Here is a 17418-nt window from a genome sequence, read left to right on the forward strand (position 1 = left end):
GGTCAGTCCTCTTTGAGGGTCTCGTACGCGCGGTTCACCCGTTTGAACTCCGCCTCGTCGCCGCCGGAGTCCGGGTGCGTCTCCTTCACGCGGTCACGGTAGGCGGCTTTCACCTCCGATTGGGAGGCGTCGGCGTCGACCCCGAGGGTCCGACGCGCGTCGCCGGGCGGCATCCCGGAGTTCCCGGCCATCGCGGCGCCGCCCGTCGGGCCGCGACCGCGGGTTCGCGCTCCCCGTCCGCCGGCGCCGCGCGGGCCGACGCGACCGCCGTCACCCATCCGAGCGCGGGCCTCGCGGGCGAACCGGGAGTTCCCGCCCGGGGCGCCCTCGCCGGCGCGGGGGGCCGAGCGCTGCCCGGCCGCCCGCGAGCGCATGTCCTCCTTCAGCCGGCCGGACGCCTGATACCAGAGGAAGTAGGCGGCCGCGCCGGTCGGGAGCGCCGCGAGGATCACGAACGGCGAGTACGCGATCGCGAGCATCGCGAGCGTGGCTGTCAGGCCGGCGAGCACGGCGGCGATCCCGAGCAGGAGCACGTCGCGGTCCACACCCCCGATCGGCGGCGCCGGACCGTAAACCCCTCGCCGCGGGTGCCGCCGCGTTCCCGTCACGTGCGGTTCTCCGGAGCGCCCAAGGCGATGCGCATCGACGATCCGACGGAGATCCACGATGAGTATCACCGGACTCTGTCAGATCTGCGAGCGCGAGACGGCATCACACACGTGTTCACGGTGTGGCACAGCCGTCTGCGACGACCACTGGGACGGCGAACACCGGCTCTGTGCCGACTGCGCGGCCGCATCGACAGCGTAGCTCGGGCGAGCCCGCAGCCAGTCAGTTCGCTAGTCTCCTCGACCGGGGGCCGGGTCGTCCGGCGGGGAGTCAGCCGCCTTCGTCGGTTGCGTCCGGGCGTCATCGCTTCCGGACGGCCCGGTCGCCTGCGACGCCGCTCCGGCGGCCGGCGCGAGCGTCACCGTGGCGACGGTTCCGGTCGGCTCGCGGTCCTCGAACGAGAGGTCGGCGCCGAGCACGCGCGTCCCCCAGCGGACGACCCACAGCCCGAGCCCGCTCCCGTGGGTCAGGGCGGTTTCGGTCCCCGACCGGATGCTCTCCAACTCCGTCTCCGGGATCCCCGGGCCGTCGTCGGCGACGGCGAACGCGACGCCTTCGTCGGTGGTTCGTGCCGACAGGCGAACCGTCGGGTTCGAGCCGTGTTCGAGGGCGTTCTCGAGAAGGTTCCACAGCACCGTCTCCAGCACCGTCGCCCGGGCGGTCACTGAGAGGCCCTCGGGGACGGTCACCTCGATCGACGCGTCCGGATACGAATCGCGGGCGCGTGTGAGAAGCCCCGCATACAGGTCGTCGACCGAGACCTCGCGGACGGCCACGTCGTCGGCGAGCACCTCCTCGACGTCGCGTGCCTTCTCGCCGAGGCGTTGGAGCGCCCGTCCACGCCGGGCGATGGCGTCCGCGAGCGGTCGCTCGTCGTCGCCGACGCGGTCAACCAGCAGGTCCGCGTTGCCGACGACGACGGTCATGTCGTTGCGGAGGTTGTGCCGAAGCACCCGGTTGAGCACCTCGAGGCGCTGTCGTCGCAGTTCGCGGTCGGTCACGTCGGCGAACGTGACGGTGTACCCGATGGTCCGCTCGGTGTGGTCGCCGATGGGTGAGGCGGTCGCCTCGTACACGCGGTAGCCGTCGCTGTCGGCCGTCTCGATGCGCTGGGGCTCCGCGCTCTCCACGTCGACGCCGGACACGCGGTCGGCGAGCGACTCCCCCGCGGAATCGGCGGCGAGCGTCCCGTCGTCGACGCTGAGAACGGGCCGAGCCGCGGCGTTGTACTCGACGATCGTCCCGGCTCCGTCGACGACGACGAGCCCGACACCGACGTCCTCGATAGCCGCGCGCCGCCCGAGCGTCTGCGTCGCCGGGAGCAGCCCGAGCAGGTCGAAGCGGAACAGCGCGACTCCGAACAGCACGCCGGTGAGCGCGAGCGTGAGCGGCGTGAGATCGAGCGCCGGCGCCGGCGGCAGGAAGAACACCGCCTTCACGTGGGGGACGAAGCTGACGACGGCGCCGACGATGAGCGCCAGCCCCTGGTCGCGGTAGCGATCGCCGTACGAGATTACGGGCTCCAAGAGGAACACCATCCCCACGCCGATCACCGTCCAGCCGAACCCGGCGTGGAGGTAGAACCACGCCCCGGGGTCGAACACGACCGTCGCCGTGCCGAGCGTGGGATCGATCCGGTAGCCGGTCCACATGAGTCCGTGGGACGGCGCGGTCGCGACGAGCAGCGTCGTGAGCACGGGCACCACGGCCACCGCGGCGACGAGCCGGCGCGTGACGTACTCGCCGCGGCCGGCGTACCCGAGGGCGAAGAACAGCCACGCGGGCGCAACGATCGCCTTCCCGATCTCCAGGGGCACCTCCAGCGCCAGCCGGACGGCGGGATCGAAGACGGTCAGCGCGACGCCGTAGGTCACCGACCAGACGGCGACGCCGCCCATCATCGCGGCGAACGCCGTCGCGCCCGGATCCCCCCGGTTGCGCCAGGCGGACGCGCCGACGACGACCGCGGTCACGCCCGCGAGGAACGCGAGCATGACGATCGCGACGCCCTCGATCGACATGGGGTGTACTCCACATCGAACACGTATATACGGTGGTCCCCGATCACCGTCGCGCTTGCGAGGGTGATGTCAGTCCCGATACTGGTTCAACCGATCGCGCAGCCGTTTGGCGGCCTGGCCGGACGCCTTCGCGAAGTTATCGCCGGCATTTTCTCCTGCAAAAATGATCCCACGCGAGGAGTTGACGAGGCCGACGCCGTCGGCGAGGCCGTGCTCGACGGCCGCCTCCGCGTCGCCGCCCTGCGCGCCGACGCCGGGAACGAGGAACGGCAGGTCCGGCACCTCCTCGCGCAACTCCGCCAGTTCGTCCGGCGCGGTCGCGCCGACGACGAGGCCGACGTTGCCGCGCTCGTTCCAAAGGTCTGCCAGCGCGGCGACCCGGCGGTACAGCGGCTCGCCGGAGGAGAGTTCCAGGTCCTGCAGGTCCGATCCCCCCGGATTGGAGGTGCGACAGAGGACGAACACCCCCTTGTCCGCCCTCGAGAGGAACGGCTCCAGCGAGTCGCGGCCCATGTACGGGTTCGCCGTGATCGCGTCGACGTGCTCCAGCAGCTCAGCGTACTTCCTGGCGGTGTTGCCGATGTCGCCGCGCTTGGCGTCGAGCAGGACGGGCACGTCCTTGCCGTGGGCGTACGCGACCGTCTCCCGCAGACTGCGCCAGCCGTCGGCGTCCTCGTAGAAGGCGGCGTTGGGCTTGTAGCAGGCGGTGTACTCGTGGGTCGCGTCGATGATCCGGCGGTTGAACGCCCACCGTGGGAGGTCCTTCTCGAGCAGGTGCTCGGGGATGCGGTCGATATCGGCGTCGAGGCCCACCGAGACGACGGTGTCGCGGGCGCCGATCCGCTCGCGGAGCCGTTCGAAGAAGACGTTGAACGCTGTCATCGCCGGCGGTTCGACGCGGGGGAGGAAAACCGTTCCCGGTTCGGCCGACGCCGGAGACGGCGAAGTCGTCGCCGACGAACGCGACGGCTCAGCCGCTCCCGGTCAGTCGTCCGATGACCCGCCGGCCGCAACGGCCGGGTCCGGTGTCCCGGGGAGGATCCATCGCGGGACCGCCCGCGTGAGCACGAGCATCCCCGCCAGCTCGACGAGCGTCTGGGTCACCACGACCGCCGGCGCCAGCGCGTAGCCGTCGGGGAGCGCCAGCGCGAGCGGGAGCACGACCAGCGAGTTTCGCGTGACCGAGGTGAACACGAGCGCCCGGCTCTCGCCCAAGTCGAGGTCGAAGACGCCGGCTGCGACCCGGCCGACCGCGACCATGACCGCGAGGAAGGCGACGTACACCGGGACGACGGCCGCGATCCGGTCGAACGCCGCGTTCACGCGCGGAAACTGTGAGGCGATGACGACGAACAGCGTCAGCGCCAGCATCGGCACGGGGAGCGCGCCCATCGCGGACTGGACGCGTCGGCCGGCGTCGGCGCGTTCGGCCCACGCCTCCGTCGCCCACGCCAGCGCCAGCGGGAGCGCGATGATCGTCGCGAACGCCTCGAGGAACGGCCCGACCTCGACGACGCCGACGATGCGGCCGCCGGTGAACAGCCACAGGTACGCCGGGAGCAACGCCAGTTGGACGAGCATCAGCGCCGGCGTCGCGGCGGTGAGCTGTTCGGCGTCGCCGCCGGCGATGCCGGTGAACGTGATCACGTAGTCGATACACGGCGTCAACAACACGAGTAACGCGCCCACGAGGATCACGGGATCGCCCGCGAGCGGGCGGGTGAGCGCCCACGCGACGACCGGGACGACGAGGAAGTTCGTCGAAAGCGCCGCCGCGAGGAACCGCGCGTCGGTGAACGCCGCCCGGAAGCGCACGAACGGCACCTCCAGAAACGTCACGTACAGCAACACCGCGAGCACCGGGTCGACGACCCTCCCGAGTGCGGGCGTCGCCCCCGGCCGCATCGTCGCGGCGCCGAGCGCGAGTGCGACCGCGACCGCGTACACGGCGATCTGATTGCGCCGGAGCCACGCGGTTCGGGTCATTCGTGCCCCGCGTTGTCGCGTCCGAAGCAACAGGATGTCGAACTCGCGGCCATACGGGAGGGTGGTCGCGGGATCACTCGGCCGTCCGCGCCGCCGGCGGCGACAGGTCCCCCGGCTCGTCGCCGGGAGTCGGGCCGTCCGTGACCGGGGCGGCTCCCGCATCGGAGTCAGTGGGCGACACGCGCGCCAGCCGGCTCGCGTTGGCCGTGACGCCGACAGTCATGCCCGCGTCGCCCGCGAGGACCGCGAACCAGATGGGGACGAGGCCGAACGGGACCGCCGCCGCGAGCACGGCCTTCGCCGCGAGGCTGGTCCAGACGTTCTGCCGGATGATCGCGTTCGCGCGCTCGGCGAGCGTCCGGAGGTACGGCAGCGTCGAGAGGTCGTCCGCGAGCAGCGCCACGTCCGCGGTCTCGAGGGCGGTGTCCGTGCCGGCGGCCCCCATCGCGATCCCGACGGTCGCGGTCGCCAACGCGGGCGCGTCGTTGACGCCGTCGCCGACCATCGCGACGCCGTCGTGCTCGGCGAGCAGTTCCTCGACGGCCGCGACCTTCTCGTCCGGGAGCAGTTCCGCGCGTACCTCGTCGATCCCCACCTCGCGGCCGACCGCGCGGGCGGTCCGCTCGTTGTCGCCGGTGAGCATCACCGTGCGGACGCCCGCCTCGCGGAGGCGCTCGACCGTGCGGCGCGCCTCGGGGCGAACCTCGTCGGCGACGGCGATGACACCCTCCAGATCGTCCTCGGCCCCGACGAGCACGACGGTCTTCCCCGCCGCCTGGAGTTCGGGGACCGTGTCCGAGAGGAGGTCGAGACAGTTGTTCCGCTCGCACATGGCGCGGGAGGTCCGGGTGACGACCCCGCCGTCGGTGGCGGCGTGGACGTGCGAGAGGTCGAAGCCGAGTTCCGAGAACAGCCCGGGCTTGCCGGCGTAATGGGGCGTCCCGTCGAGCGTCGCCCGCACGCCCTTCCCCGTCACCGCCTCGAAGTCGTCGACCGCGCGGTCGTCGACGCCCGCGGCCTCGGCACGGTCGACGATAGCGTCGCCGATGGGATGTTCGGATCGGAGTTCGAGGCCGCGGGCACAGCGGAGCACGTCCTCCTGGGAGTTGTCGCCCAGCGGGATCACGTCGGTGACGGTGAGTTCCCCCTTCGTCAGCGTGCCCGTCTTGTCGAAGGCGACGGCCTCCACGTCGCCCATCGCCTCCAGGTGGGTGCCGCCCTTGATCAGGACGCCGTTGCGGGCGGCGGAGGTGATGCCGGAGACGACCGTGACCGGCGTGGAGATGACGAACGCGCACGGGCACGCGAGCACGAGGAGCGTCAGCCCGTAGAGGACGTACGTGTCCCAGGCGGCCCCCACGGCTAACGGCGGCCCGAGCGCCACGACGAGGGCGAAGCCGACGACGACCGGGGTGTAGTAGCTCGCGAAGCGCTCGACGAACTGCTCGCGCTCGGAGCGCTCGCCCTGTGCGGCTTCCACCATGTCGACGACCTGCGAGAGCGTGTCCTCGCCGGCCTCGGTCGTCACCTCGACTTCCAGATAGCCGCCCTCGACGATGGTGCCCGCGAACACCTCGTCGCCGGGCGCCTTGTCGACCGGGACGGACTCGCCGGTGACGGGCGCCTGGTTCACCGCGCTCGTCCCGTCGGTGACGGTGCCGTCGCGGGGGACCCGCTCGCCGGGCCTGACGACGACCGTCTCGCCGACGTCGACCGCCTCGGCCGGGACGACCTCCTCGTCGCCGTCTCGCACGACGGTCGCCTCCGTCGGCGACAGTTCCATCAGCTCCCGGAGGGAGTCGCGTGCGCGGTCCATCGCCGCTCCCTCAAGCAGCTCGGAGACGGAGAACAGCGTCGTCAGCGTCGCCGCCTCGAAGTACAGCGGCTCGTCGAAGCCGACGCCGGCGGCGACGGCGCCGAGGATGGCGACGCTCATCAGCAGGTCGATGTCGAGGCTGCGCTGGCGCAGCGAGTAGTAGCCGTTGCGGAAGACGGCGACGCCGCCGACGGCGACGGCCGCGAGGTACGCCAGGTCGCCGACGCGCACCGCCCGGCCGAACAGGTCGACCGCGAGGCCGGCATCCGCGGGCGCGAGCGGGTTCGCGAGCACCAGCCCGATCCCCGTCAGCACCGCCGCGAGGTACGTCGCGTACGCCCGTCGACTCCGCCACACCGAGCGCTCGTCGCCGTCGCCGGCGTCGCCCTCAGCGTCGAGCGACGTGGAGACGACCTCGTAGCCGGCCGACTCGACGGCCGAGACCACGGCCGCGAGGGTCGTCGCGTCCGGGTCGAAGCGGAGGAGCACCCTCCCGGTCGTCGGGTGGGTGTCGAGGTCGCGCACGCCCTGGACGGACTCCAGCGCGCCCGTCACCTTGCCCGCACAGGAGGCGCAGTCCATCTCCGGCACCGACAGCGTCACCGATTCGAGGTCGTCCTCGACGGCGTACCCCGCGCTCTCGACGGCCGCGACGACCGCCTCGCGGTCGACGGTGCCGTCGGTGGCGACCGAGAGCCTGCCGGTCGTCGGGTACGGGTCGATGTCGATGACGCCGTCGACATCGGAGACGCTCCCCTCGACTTTCGACGCGCAGGAGGCACAGTCCATCTCCGGCACCGCGAGGTCGAGCGAGGCGTCGGCTCGCGGATCGCGCTCGTCGGTGTCGGCGGCCGTCCCGGAGTCGTCGACCGGGACCGATCCGTCGACGGCGTCGTCGCGAGTCATGACTTAGTCGACGGTAGCGTCTCGTCAGTTATTAACTTAGCTGCCAATACTCGGGTGGATCTTACTCGATCCTACTACCGAATCGGTGTTGAGTTATTATCTCTCGTCGCTCCGGGCCGGGTGACCGAGTTCGTGTTCGACGGCGTCGACCTTCTCGCGGGCGGACTGGTCGCGGGTCCGCTTGTCGTCGATCTTCAGGAACGTGGAGACGCGGTCGCCGTCGACCGCGGTGTGTGCGGCCGTCGCGGCGGCCATGAGTTCCTCGATCTCGGCGGCCTCGATCACGGTTCCCATGGGATTCGTCTCGTATTCGACGTCGAACTCGTCGAGCGCGGCGACGGCCTTCGCCACCTCCCCCGCCATACTCCCCTCGACGACCGGCGCGACGCTCAGCAGGGCAATGACTGTCACGGCCGGCGGTACACCGTCCCCGAGCAAAAGCGATCCGCCGGGAGTCGCTCTGCGCGGCTACCGGGGGATGTTCGACACGTACGCCGTCAGGTCGGTCGTGGAGACGACGCCGACGACGCCGCTTTCCCCGTCGGTAACGGGCATGTGGTGGAACCGGTGTTCCAGCATCGTCGCGGCCACGTCCGCCAACGAGTCGCCGGGGTCGGCGGTGATGAGGTCGGTGCTCATGTACTCGGAGACGGGCGTCCGATCCTTCGGCTGTCGTTCCGCGACGATCTGCACGAAGTCGGTGTTCGTGAGGATGCCACGGAGCGTGCCGTCGTCGTCGACGACGATGACCGAGCCGATGCCGCGCTCCATCATCCCCGTCGCGGCGTCCTCGACCAGCGTGTCGGGGGAGACGGTGTAGAGACTCTCGGACATCACCTGCGCGACGAACACGTCGTCTAGATCGTCCATTGGTACTCGGGGATCCGTCGGGGGCGGAATAAGCGTTGATGTCGCGAGGAGTCGAGTGGTGCTCGACCAGAACAGTGACTGACAGGACTGCGTCTCGGGAGTCGAGTTGTCGGAGTAGAACTGCACTGGCGGGGATTTGAACCCCGGTTGTGACCATGGCAAGGTCACGTGATACCACTACACTACCAGTGCGTACCTGCATCCGGGCGCCGTCTCTGGCTTTCTCCCGGTGCGCATTCACCACTAACGGCAGGGTTGTATATAAATCCGTTCCTCCAACAGCGCCGTGTGGGAACATCTCGTGCGATCCGGTCCCACTCCGGATGACGCCACGTGGCACGTGAGTGGTTCACACGTGAAACGCCGGTTGACGGGTGTGTGAAGCCGTGACGCCGGGGAGTGCGATTCAACACCCTTTTACGCCGCGGCTGAGGATCCACGTAGTACAGTCCGGTGCAGCGACAATGAACGGAACGACGCTCGATGTGCTCGTTCCGTCGTCGCTCGTCCGGGAGGCCGAGGACGGCCGCGAGGCCACGCGAAAACTCGGTTACGTCGCCCGCGCGGCGACGGTCTTCCGGGCGGACCGGTTGGTCGTCTTCCCCGACCGGGAAGGCGAACGTCGCAGAGGCGGCGAGTACGTCCGAACCGTGCTGGAGTACTGCGCGACTCCCTCCTACCTCCGACGCGAGGTGTGGGGGAAACGCGACGAACTCCGGTACGTCGGCGTGCTCCCGCCGATGCGGCCCGCTCGCTCCGGCCCGGACGGGTCGGAACTACGAGAGGGAATCGTGACCGAGGTCGGACCTGAAGGCCGCGTTCGGGTCAATTGCGGAACGCAACACCCGATCTCCCTGCACGCGTCTCCCGGACGGGAGTACGTGGAGGGGGAGCGCGTCACCGTCAGGGTCTCTTCGAGAGAACCAGTCCGTGCCCGCCTCACCGACGACCCCGCACCGGGGTTTCGGGTGGCCGGCGCGGCCTTGGAGGACGCCCTCGCCGACGCCGAGACCGCGATCGCCACGTCGCGACACGGACGCGAGCTGTCCGTGTCCGGCTTGGCGGACGTGCGTACACGCACGCGCGACACACACGTCGCCGTCGCGTTCGGCTCACCCGGCAGGGGGCTCCCGGCCATCCTCGGCATGGACACCGAGGATGTCCCGGTCGACCCCGACGCCACGGACGGCTCGGGGTTCGACCTCTGGCTGAACGCGATTCCGCGACAGGGAAGCGAGGTGGTGCGGACCGAAGAAGCGATCTTCGCCGCGCTCTCGCCTCTCACACTCACGGAGTAAGCCAAACACAATGCCACAACCAAGCAGACCACGCAAGGGTTCGCTGGGCTTCGGCCCGCGCAAGCGCGCGAGCAGTGAAGTCCCCCGCATCCGCTCGTGGCCCGACGACGACGGCGCAGCCGGCGTCCAGGGCTTCGCGGGCTACAAGGCGGGCATGACCCACGTCGTGATGGTGAACGACGAATCCGACTCCCCGCGAGAGGGGATGGAGGAGTCCGTTCCCGTCACGGTCGTGGAGGTGCCGCCGATGCGCGCGGTCGCCCTGCGAGCCTACGAGAACACGCCGTACGGACAGAAGCCGGTCACCGAAGTGTGGGCCACCGAGTTCCACGATGAGCTCGAGCGCACGCTCGACCTGCCGGCGGAGAACACCTTCGAGGCGGACGCCGAGGAGCTTCGCGAACTGGTCGACGACGGCGTCGTCGACGACCTCCGGTTCATCACGCACACCGAACCGGCGAAGCTGTCGAACGTCCCCAAGAAGAAGCCCGACGTGATGGAGACGCGTGTCGGCGGCGCCTCGATGGACGAGCGCCTCGACTACGCGCTCGATCTGGTCGAGGACGGCGGCGAACACGAGTTCGGCGACGTCTTCCGCGCCGGCGAGTACGCCGACGTCTCCGGCATCACGAAGGGGAAGGGCACCCAGGGCCCCGTCAAGCGCTGGGGCGTCCAGAAGCGGAAGGGCAAGCACGCGCGGCAGGGCTGGCGGCGCCGGATCGGTAACCTCGGCCCGTGGAACCCCTCGCGCGTTCGCTCGACGGTCCCTCAGCAGGGACAGACCGGCTACCACCAGCGCACGGAGCTCAACAAGCGGCTCATCGACTTCGGCGAGGGCGACGACGCCTCCGTCGACGGCGGCTTCAAGGGCTACGGCGAGGTGGACGGCCACTACGCGCTCGTGAAGGGCTCGCTGCCGGGCCCCTCCAAGCGCCTCCTGCGGCTCCGACCGGCCATCCGGCCGAACGACCAGCCGCGCCTCGACCCCGAGGTGCGCTACGTCTCCACCGCATCGAACCAAGGATAATGAAGGCAACAGTACGAGACCTGAACGGCGACGAGAGCGGGGAAATCGACCTCCCCGACGTCTTCGAGACGGAGTTCCGCTCGGATCTGATCCAGCGGTCCGTCGTCGCCGCACAGGCAAACCGGAAACAGGCGTACGGCGCCGACGAGTTCGCCGGCCTCCGCACTCCCGCGGAGTCGTTCGGCTCCGGCCGCGGCATGGCCCACGTGCCCCGTTCGAACGGGCAGGGTCGCCGCGTCCCGCAGACCGTCAAGGGCCGCAAGGCCCACCCGCCGAAGGCCGAGAAGGACCAGACCAAGAAGGTGAACGACAAGGAGCGCAAGCTCGCGACGCGGTCGGCCATCGCGGCCACCGCCGACGCCGAGCGGGTGGCCGAGCGCGGCCACGCCTTCGACGAGGACACCGAGCTGCCGCTCGTCGTCTCCGACGAGTTCGAGGAGCTCGTCAAGACGAAGGAGGTCGTCTCCTTCCTCGAGGCCGTCGGCGTCGCCGACGACATCGAGCGTGCCGACGAGGGGCGCACGATTCGCGCCGGCCGCGGGACGACCCGCGGTCGCAAGATGCGCGAGCCCAAGTCGGTGCTGTTCGTCACCAGCGAGGAGCCGTCGAAGGCGGCGCGCAACCTCGCGGGTGCGGACGTGGTCACCGGTCGCGAAGTGAGCGTCGAGGACCTGGCGCCCGGCACGCACGCCGGCCGCCTGACCGTCTTCACCGAGAGCGCGCTGGAGGAGGTGGCCGAGCGATGAGTTCGGTCATCCACCACCCGCTCGTCACCGAGAAGGCGATGGACGAGATGGACTTCAACAACAAGCTCCAGTTCATCGTCGACATCGACGCGAACAAGCCCGAGATCGCCGACGCCGTCGCCGCGCAGTTCGACGTGGGCGTCGAGTCGGTCCGGACGCAGGTGACCCCGCAGGGGAAGAAGAAGGCGACCGTCGAACTCGGCGAGGACAGCGACGCGCAGGAAGTCGCCTCCCGGATCGGGGTGTTCTGATAATGGGACGCAGAATTCAGGGACAACGACGCGGTCGCGGCGGCTCGACGTTCCGAGCCCCGTCGCACCGGTACAAATCGGACAAACAGCACAAGAAGATCGCGGAGGACGACGCGGACACCGTCCACGGCGAGATCGTCGGCATCGAGCACGACCCCGCGCGGTCGGCGCCCATCGCGGACGTGAAGTTCGAGGACGGCGACCGCCGCCTCGTGCTCGCGCCCGAGGGCATCACCGTCGGCGAGACGCTATCGGTCGGCGTCTCCGCGGAAATCAAGCCCGGCAACACGCTCCCCATCTCGGAGATTCCCGAGGGGGTGCCCGTGTGCAACGTCGAGTCCAAGCCCGGCGACGGCGGCAAGTTCGCCCGCGCCTCGGGCGTCAACGCGACGCTGCTCACCCACGACCGCGACGTCGCGGTCGTCCAGCTCCCCTCCGGGGAGGTCAAGCGGCTCAACCCCGACTGCCGCGCGACCATCGGCGTGGTCGCGGGCGGCGGTCGGACGGAGAAGCCGTTCGTGAAGGCCGGGAAGAAGTACCACAAGATGCGCAGTCGCGGGACGAAGTACCCGCGCGTCCGTGGCGTCGCGATGAACGCCGTCGACCACCCGTTCGGTGGCGGCGGCCGCCAGCACCCCGGACAGCCGAAGTCCGTCTCGCGGAACGCTCCGCCGGGGCGGAAGGTCGGCGACATCGCCTCGAAGCGAACCGGTCGAGGTGGAGACAGATAACATGAGTTCGGAATACCGCACCGGTCGCGAGGGTGAGTTCACCTACCGCGGCCACACGCTCGACGAGCTGCAGGAGATGGAGCTCGACGAGGTCAAAGCACTGCTTCCCGCCCGCGCGCGGCGAACCATCAACCGAGGACTCGGGACCCAGCAGCGGAAGCTGCTGGAGAACACCGAGGACGCCACGGACGAGGAGACGGCCAACGATCCGATCCGGACGCACGTCCGGGACATGCCGATCGTGCCGTCGTTCGTCGGGCTCACGTTCGAAGTGTACGACGGAAGCCACTTCGAGCGCGTCAAGGTGGAGCCCGAGATGATCGGCCACTACCTGGGTGAGTTCAACCAGACTCGCAACTCCGTGGAACACGGTCAGGCCGGCATCGGCGCGACCCGGTCCTCGAAGTTCGTGCCCCTCAAGTAACAATGGGAATCAGCTACAGCGTCGACGCCGACCCGGAGACCACCGCCAAGGGGATGCTCCGCGAGCGGCAGATCAGCTTCAAGCACAGCAAGGCCATCGCCCGCGAACTGAAAGGCGAGACGGTCACCGACGCCGAGGAGTACCTGCATGCGGTCATCGACGGGGATCGCTCCGTCCCGTTCCGCAAGCACAACTCCGGTGTCGGTCACCGTTCGGACATCGACGGCTGGGACGCCGGCCGCTACCCCGAGAAGGCCTCCAAGGACTTCCTGAAGCTCCTTGAGAACGTCAGTAACAACGCCGACGAGCAGGGGTTCGACGGCGAGTCGATGACGATCAAACACGTCGCCGCCCACAAGGTCGGCGAGCAGCAGGGCCGCAAGCCCCGAGCGATGGGTCGCGCGAGCGCCTGGAACACCCCGCAAGTGGACGTCGAAATGATCATCGAGGAGGACGAGTAACATGGCGGACGAGCACCAGTTCATCGAGGACGGGCTCCAGCGGAGCCAGATCAACGAGTTCTTCGAGGACGAGCTCGGTCGCGCCGGCTACGGCGGGATGGAGGTCGCGAAGACGCCCATGGGCACACAGATCGTGCTCAAGGCCGAGAAGCCCGGCATGGTGATCGGCAAGGGCGGGAAGAACATCCGCAAGGTGACCACCGAGCTCGAGGAGCGCTTCGACATGGACGACCCGCAGATCGACGTGCAGGAGGTCGACGAACCCGACCTCAACGCGAAGATCGTCGCGGACCGTCTCGCGAACGCCCTCGAGCGCGGCTGGTACTTCCGCCGCGCGGGCCACACGACCATCGACCGGATCATGGACTCGGGCGCGCTGGGCGCCGAGATCGTCCTCTCCGGAAAGGTCACGGGCGCCCGCTCGCGCGTGGAGAAGTTCAACCGCGGCTACATCAAGCACAACGGCGAGCCCGCCGAGAACGTCGTCGACGAGGGCCAGGGCGTGGCCGTCATGAAGCTCGGCACCATCGGCGTGACCGTCAAGATCATCCCGCCGGGGGCGGTGCTGCCCGACGACTTCGAGATCGCCGAGGACGCCGACGCGCCCGAGGTCGAGCAGGCCGCCGCGTCCGGCGAGGGCGTCGAGGACCTGCTGGCCGACGTGGACGACGAGGAGGTTCCGGAGACGGAGCCCGAGATCCCCGGCGGCGACGAGGACGTCCCGGACGCCGACCCCGAGGACGTCATCGACGAGGACGTCGTCGAGGAGGTCATCGAGGCCGACGAGACCGCAGACGGCGACGCGGTGGAGACGGCCGAGCCGTCCGAGGAGGACGAGCCCGAGCTCGACGACCTCGACGAGGACGTCGAGTCCGAGGCTGAAGATCTCGTCGCGGAGATGGAAGCGGACGAGGACGACGAGGCGGAATCGGCAGACGAAGCCGATGAGGCGGAATCTGCAGACGAAGACGACGCGGACGACGAGGAGGAGGAGTAACCGATGGCGATCCTCCACACCCAGGAGATCCGCGACATGACGGCCGCCGAGCGCGAGGCCGAACTCGAGGAGCTCGAGACCGAGCTACTCAACGCGAAGGCCGTGCAGGCGGCCGGCGGCGCCCCGGAGAACCCGGGTCGCGTCGGCGAGCTGAAGCGCACGATCGCACGGACCAAGACGATCCAGCGCGAGGAAGGCGACCTGAACGACACCGACGAATAACATGGCACTCACCCCCGAAACGCTCACGCGACACGAACTCCGCGGCCTCCCGGTACGGGTGGTCGCCGCCGCCAGCGACGCCCACGTCGGGCTCGCGGGCGTCGTCGTGTCCGAGAGCATGCGCACCCTCACGGTGCGCACCGCTCGGGGGGACAAGCAGGTGCCGAAGGAGGGGACGACGTTCCGGTTCGTCCTCTCGACGCAGCATTCGGGAGACGGCGTGGGCCGCCGTCACACCGAGCCCAGCACGGGCGACGACTCGCGTTCGCGAGGCGCGCCCGTCACACATGAAGCCGCGGGGGACCGCAAGGCCCCCGGGTCCGCGTTCGAACTTCCGTCGCCCATGCACCCCACACTGGCCGGGGCGCACGGGCAGTACGAAACTACCGGGGTCACAGCCGGTCAGTCGGACGGTTGCGAGGACGCGGTCTCCGTTACGGTGGATGGGGCCAGACTGCTCTCACGACCCGCCTTCCGCACGGAACGTGCGGGTGATCACCAATGGCAATCGGACTGAACGTAACAGAACCGGAGGAGGCCTGCTCCGACGAGAACTGCCCGTTCCACGGATCGCTTTCCGTGCGCGGACAGACGCTCGAAGGAACGGTCGCCTCCACATCGATGGACAAGACGGTCGTCGTCGAGCGCGAATACGACGTATTCGTGCCGAAGTACGACCGGTATATGAAACGACGAAGCCGCGTGCCGGCGCACCTGTCGCCCTGCCTCGACGTCGAGGAAGGCGACCAGGTCCGCATCGCCGAGACGCGGCCGCTGTCGAAGACGAAGAGCCACGCAGTCGTCGAGACGCTCGACACCGAGGGTGATGCCTGATGGAGGCCCTGAAGGCCGACGTCACGCAGGGCCTGGAGAAGGGCTCCCTGATCGCGTGCGCCGACAACACCGGCGCGCGTGAGCTGAAGGTCATCTCCGTGTCGGGCTACTCGGGGACGAAGAATCGCCACCCCAAAGCGGGCGTCGCCGACAAGGTCACCGTCTCGGTGACCAAGGGGACGCCGGAGATGCGACGCCAGGTGCTGGAGGCCGTTATCGTCCGCCAGCGCAAGGCCATCCGTCGACCCGACGGCACCCGCGTGAAGTTCGCGGACAACGCCGCCGTCGTGATCGACGACATGGAGGAGCCGCGCGGGACCGAGATCAAGGGTCCCATCGCGCGGGAAGTCGCCGAACGCTTCGGGAGCATCGCGTCCACCGCGACACAGATCGTATGAGCGAACAACCGCACAAACAGCGCACACGGACCCGAGACGCGCCGCTCCACGAGCGGCAGAAGTTCGTCCGCGCCACCCTCTCGGAGGAGCTCCGGGAGGAGTACGGCCAGCGGAACGTCCGCGTCAACGCGGGCGACACCGTCGAGGTCATGCGCGGCGACTTCGCGGGCGAGGAGGGTGAGGTCATCGAGGTGGATCTCCGCGCGTCGGTGATCCACGTCGAGGACGTCACCGTCGAGAAGGCCGACGGGGAGGAGACCCCGCGCCCGCTCGACACCTCGAACGTGCGTGTCGTCGAGCTCGACCTCGAGGACGACCGCCGAGAGGCGCGTCTGGAGTCCGACGAGGAGGCTGCATAACATGAGTAACCACCAGAAGCGACTGTCGGCCCCGAACTCGTGGCCGATCGAGCGGAAAGAAGAGACGTTCACCGTGAAGGCGGGCGCGGGCCCGCACGGCGAGTCGGGCGTTCCCCTGCTCATCGTCCTTCGGGACGTGCTGGGGTACGTCGACTCGCGCAAGGAGGCGCGCTACGCGCTCGATCACGGATCCGTGCTCGTCAACGGCAAGGCGGTCTCAGACGAGGCCCGCCCGGTCGGGATGTTCGACATCCTGGCGTTCGCCGAGCGCGAGGAGTACTACCGCGTGTTCCCCGGCGAGGGCGGCCGGCTCTCGCTGACACCGATCGACGAGGAGGCCGCCTCCTCGCGGCTCGGGAAGGTCGCCGGCAAGACGCAGGTCGCCGGCGGCGACTTCCAGTACACGCTGCACGACGGGACGACCCTCGTGAGCGACGACGGAAGCTACGCCGGCGGCGACTCGCTCGTCGTCGACAACGAGACCAAGGAGGTCGTCGCGCACTTCCCGTACGAGGAGGGCGCGCTCGTCACTGCCGTCACCGGCGGACACGCCGGCGAGATCGGCACGATCGAGGAGATCACCGTCACCGCCGGCTCCGGCACCAACGCCGTCGCCGTCGCACAGGACGACAGCGAGGCGGACAGCGCCTCGGACGGAGACGGCGAAGCCGTCGAACCCGGCTTCGAGACGATCGAGGAGTACGTCGTGGTCATCGACGAGAACTTCACCGACGGAGGTGACGACGAATGAGCGAGGCTGACGCGGACTTCCACGACATGCGCGAACCGCGCATCGAGAAGGTCGTCGTCCACATGGGCGTCGGTCAGGGCGGCCGCGAGCTCGCCAACGGCGAGGATATCCTCGAGGAGATCACCGGACAGAACACGGTTCGCACGACGGCCAAGCGCGCCATCGGCGAGTTCGACATCCGACCCGGCGACCCCATCGGGGCGAAGGTCACCCTGCGCGGCGAGGACGCCGACGAGTTCCTCGAGACCGCGCTGGAACTGGCCGATCTCTCGGCCTCGCAGTTCGACGACACGGGCAACGTGAGCTTCGGCGTCGCCGAGCACACGGAGTTCCCGAGTCAGGAGTACGACCCGCAGATCGGCATCTACGGACTCGACGTCACCGTGACCCTCACGCGACCGGGCTACCGCGTCTCCCAGCGGGACAAGGTCACTCGGTCGATCCCGACCGGTCACCGGATGAGCGTCGACGACGCCGTCGCGTTCCTCGAACGAGAGTTCGACGTGGAGGTCACAGCATGAGCGACGCAGACACAGAAACGACCGGACCCGAGGAAACGGGCGAGCACGCCGCAAAGCGCACCGGCCAGGAGGTCGCGTGCCGGCGCTGCGAGCGCAAACAGGGGCTCGTCGGCAAGTACGACATCAACCTCTGTCGCCAGTGTTTCCGCGAGATCGCCCGCGACATGGGCTTCCGGAAGTACCGATAACA

23 protein-coding genes and 1 tRNA gene are annotated in these 17418 nt (G+C 69.4%); 16 read left to right on the forward strand and 8 right to left on the reverse strand.

Going from position 1 to position 17418, the window contains the following annotated elements; translation table 11 throughout:
- Positions 1 to 2 precede the first annotated feature (2 nt).
- The 8 genes from ABJD39_RS01900 to ABJD39_RS01935 all read right to left on the reverse strand — a co-directional run bounded on the left by ABJD39_RS01900 (position 3) and on the right by ABJD39_RS01935 (position 8400).
- Positions 3 to 545, reverse strand: coding sequence for a J domain-containing protein (locus ABJD39_RS01900; RefSeq protein WP_348611388.1), 543 nt, complete (start codon positions 543 to 545; stop codon positions 3 to 5).
- A gap of 294 nt (positions 546 to 839) precedes the next feature.
- On the reverse strand, positions 840 to 2630 hold the full coding sequence (locus tag ABJD39_RS01905; RefSeq protein ID WP_348611391.1) for a histidine kinase N-terminal 7TM domain-containing protein: 1791 nt from the start codon (positions 2628 to 2630) through the stop codon (positions 840 to 842).
- 69 nt (positions 2631 to 2699) lie between these two features.
- Positions 2700 to 3512 carry an orotidine-5'-phosphate decarboxylase gene (gene pyrF / locus ABJD39_RS01910; RefSeq protein ID WP_348611393.1) on the reverse strand — a complete coding sequence of 271 codons (813 nt, stop codon included), beginning with the start codon at positions 3510 to 3512 and terminating at the stop codon, positions 2700 to 2702.
- Positions 3513 to 3614: 102 nt separating this feature from the next.
- Entirely contained in the window at positions 3615 to 4616 is a 1002-nt protein-coding gene (locus ABJD39_RS01915; RefSeq protein ID WP_348611396.1) for an arsenic resistance protein, read from the reverse strand.
- 73 nt (positions 4617 to 4689) lie between these two features.
- Positions 4690 to 7338, reverse strand: a complete 2649-nt coding sequence (locus ABJD39_RS01920) for a heavy metal translocating P-type ATPase (RefSeq protein ID WP_431357860.1) — start codon at positions 7336 to 7338, stop codon at positions 4690 to 4692.
- 96 nt (positions 7339 to 7434) lie between these two features.
- Positions 7435 to 7749 (reverse strand): MTH1187 family thiamine-binding protein, encoded by a 315-nt coding sequence (locus ABJD39_RS01925; RefSeq protein ID WP_348611399.1) that lies wholly within the window; start codon positions 7747 to 7749, stop codon positions 7435 to 7437.
- A gap of 57 nt (positions 7750 to 7806) precedes the next feature.
- On the reverse strand, positions 7807 to 8208 hold the full coding sequence (locus ABJD39_RS01930; RefSeq protein WP_348611402.1) for a CBS domain-containing protein: 402 nt from the start codon (positions 8206 to 8208) through the stop codon (positions 7807 to 7809).
- Positions 8209 to 8329: 121 nt separating this feature from the next.
- Positions 8330 to 8400: transfer RNA gene (locus ABJD39_RS01935), tRNA-Gly, on the reverse strand.
- 272 nt (positions 8401 to 8672) lie between these two features.
- Between ABJD39_RS01935 and ABJD39_RS01940 the strand changes: the two genes are divergently transcribed.
- Genes ABJD39_RS01940 through ABJD39_RS02015 form a run of 16 tightly spaced genes read left to right on the forward strand, consistent with a single transcriptional unit; the run spans position 8673 to position 17416 of the window.
- Entirely contained in the window at positions 8673 to 9506 is an 834-nt protein-coding gene (locus tag ABJD39_RS01940; RefSeq protein ID WP_348611405.1) for an RNA methyltransferase, read from the forward strand.
- A gap of 10 nt (positions 9507 to 9516) precedes the next feature.
- Entirely contained in the window at positions 9517 to 10533 is a 1017-nt protein-coding gene (locus ABJD39_RS01945) for a 50S ribosomal protein L3 (RefSeq protein ID WP_348611407.1), read from the forward strand.
- Positions 10533 to 11279, forward strand: a complete 747-nt coding sequence (gene rpl4p, locus ABJD39_RS01950) for a 50S ribosomal protein L4 (RefSeq protein WP_348611410.1) — start codon at positions 10533 to 10535, stop codon at positions 11277 to 11279. Before ABJD39_RS01945 ends, rpl4p begins: the two co-directional genes overlap by 1 nt.
- Entirely contained in the window at positions 11276 to 11530 is a 255-nt protein-coding gene (locus tag ABJD39_RS01955; protein WP_348611413.1) for a 50S ribosomal protein L23, read from the forward strand. Before rpl4p ends, ABJD39_RS01955 begins: the two co-directional genes overlap by 4 nt.
- A 2-nt stretch (positions 11531 to 11532) precedes the next feature.
- Positions 11533 to 12261, forward strand: coding sequence for a 50S ribosomal protein L2 (locus ABJD39_RS01960; protein WP_348611416.1), 729 nt, complete (start codon positions 11533 to 11535; stop codon positions 12259 to 12261).
- A gap of 1 nt (position 12262) precedes the next feature.
- A complete protein-coding gene (locus tag ABJD39_RS01965; RefSeq protein WP_348611419.1) occupies positions 12263 to 12685 on the forward strand; it encodes a 30S ribosomal protein S19 in 423 nt (140 codons plus the stop codon).
- A 2-nt stretch (positions 12686 to 12687) separates the two neighbouring features.
- Positions 12688 to 13146 carry a 50S ribosomal protein L22 gene (locus ABJD39_RS01970; RefSeq protein ID WP_348611421.1) on the forward strand — a complete coding sequence of 153 codons (459 nt, stop codon included), beginning with the start codon at positions 12688 to 12690 and terminating at the stop codon, positions 13144 to 13146.
- A 1-nt stretch (position 13147) separates the two neighbouring features.
- Positions 13148 to 14143, forward strand: a complete 996-nt coding sequence (locus tag ABJD39_RS01975; protein ID WP_348611424.1) for a 30S ribosomal protein S3 — start codon at positions 13148 to 13150, stop codon at positions 14141 to 14143.
- Between the two features lie 3 nt (positions 14144 to 14146).
- Positions 14147 to 14365, forward strand: a complete 219-nt coding sequence (gene rpmC, locus ABJD39_RS01980) for a 50S ribosomal protein L29 (RefSeq protein WP_348611426.1) — start codon at positions 14147 to 14149, stop codon at positions 14363 to 14365.
- A 1-nt stretch (position 14366) separates the two neighbouring features.
- A complete protein-coding gene (locus ABJD39_RS01985; protein WP_348611429.1) occupies positions 14367 to 14882 on the forward strand; it encodes a ribonuclease P protein subunit in 516 nt (171 codons plus the stop codon).
- Positions 14867 to 15199: a 30S ribosomal protein S17 gene (locus ABJD39_RS01990; RefSeq protein ID WP_222916136.1), complete on the forward strand. Its 333-nt coding sequence runs from the start codon at positions 14867 to 14869 to the stop codon at positions 15197 to 15199. The genes ABJD39_RS01985 and ABJD39_RS01990 overlap by 16 nt, the downstream gene beginning before the upstream one ends.
- A complete protein-coding gene (locus ABJD39_RS01995) occupies positions 15199 to 15597 on the forward strand; it encodes a 50S ribosomal protein L14 (protein ID WP_348611433.1) in 399 nt (132 codons plus the stop codon). The genes ABJD39_RS01990 and ABJD39_RS01995 overlap by 1 nt, the downstream gene beginning before the upstream one ends.
- Positions 15594 to 15956: a 50S ribosomal protein L24 gene (rplX, locus tag ABJD39_RS02000; protein ID WP_348611435.1), complete on the forward strand. Its 363-nt coding sequence runs from the start codon at positions 15594 to 15596 to the stop codon at positions 15954 to 15956. Before ABJD39_RS01995 ends, rplX begins: the two co-directional genes overlap by 4 nt.
- A 1-nt stretch (position 15957) precedes the next feature.
- Complete coding sequence (locus ABJD39_RS02005) at positions 15958 to 16707, forward strand: 30S ribosomal protein S4e (RefSeq protein WP_348611438.1); 750 nt, start codon at positions 15958 to 15960, stop codon at positions 16705 to 16707.
- Positions 16704 to 17228, forward strand: coding sequence for a 50S ribosomal protein L5 (locus ABJD39_RS02010; RefSeq protein ID WP_348611441.1), 525 nt, complete (start codon positions 16704 to 16706; stop codon positions 17226 to 17228). The genes ABJD39_RS02005 and ABJD39_RS02010 overlap by 4 nt, the downstream gene beginning before the upstream one ends.
- Entirely contained in the window at positions 17225 to 17416 is a 192-nt protein-coding gene (locus ABJD39_RS02015) for a 30S ribosomal protein S14 (RefSeq protein ID WP_348611444.1), read from the forward strand. Before ABJD39_RS02010 ends, ABJD39_RS02015 begins: the two co-directional genes overlap by 4 nt.
- Positions 17417 to 17418: the final 2 nt, after the last annotated feature.

It is taken from the genome of Halobaculum rarum, from assembly GCF_040025155.1.
Taxonomy (GTDB): domain Archaea; phylum Halobacteriota; class Halobacteria; order Halobacteriales; family Haloferacaceae; genus Halobaculum; species Halobaculum rarum.